Origin of the sequence: Kitasatospora sp. SC0581 (assembly GCF_048159585.1) — a bacterium.
Lineage (GTDB): Bacteria > Actinomycetota > Actinomycetes > Streptomycetales > Streptomycetaceae > Kitasatospora.
On sequence record NZ_JBLRWA010000111.1, the window covers coordinates 1 to 570 of the forward strand.

1 protein-coding gene is annotated in these 570 nt (G+C 26.7%); it reads left to right on the forward strand.

Annotated elements, in window-relative coordinates; genetic code table 11:
* Nucleotides 1-125: 125 nt before the first annotated feature.
* Nucleotides 126-570 (forward strand): glycosyltransferase family 4 protein (locus ACLWS4_RS37320; RefSeq protein ID WP_416876469.1); only part of this gene is annotated, 445 nt, incomplete at its 3' end.

Here is a 570-nt window from a genome sequence, read left to right on the forward strand (position 1 = left end):
AAATTTTGTTGAAAACACCTCGTTAATAAGTGATGACTTATTTGATACTAAAATAAAAAGTATTTTAAGAAAAGATTGTTTTAATATTTTATATCTTAGTAATTTTATAAAAAACAAAAGGTTATATGGATGTTTTGAAGTCTATAAAATTATTAGATAACAGAAATATTACTTTTCATTTTGCTGGCAAGTTTTTTAATGAAAAGGACAAAAAAGGATTTGAGAGTTTTATTATAGAAAATGAATTAAGTGAAAAGGTTGTATATCATGGTGTTGTTAATGGTAAAGCCAAAAAAGACCTCTTAGAAATATGTGATATTTTTGTTTTACCCACTTATTATCCAAAGGAAGGTCAACCTATATCTATTATAGAAGCTATGGGAAACGGATTAGCCATAATTACAACTAACCATGCTGGCATACCTGACTTAATTAGTAGTGATAATGGTAAATTTGTTAATCCTTGTAGCGCTACTGAAATAAGTAACGCAATATCAAATTTAATTAATAATAGAACGATGTTACAAGCTCTGGCTAAAAGAAATAGGAAGATAGTAGTAGAAAAGTTGA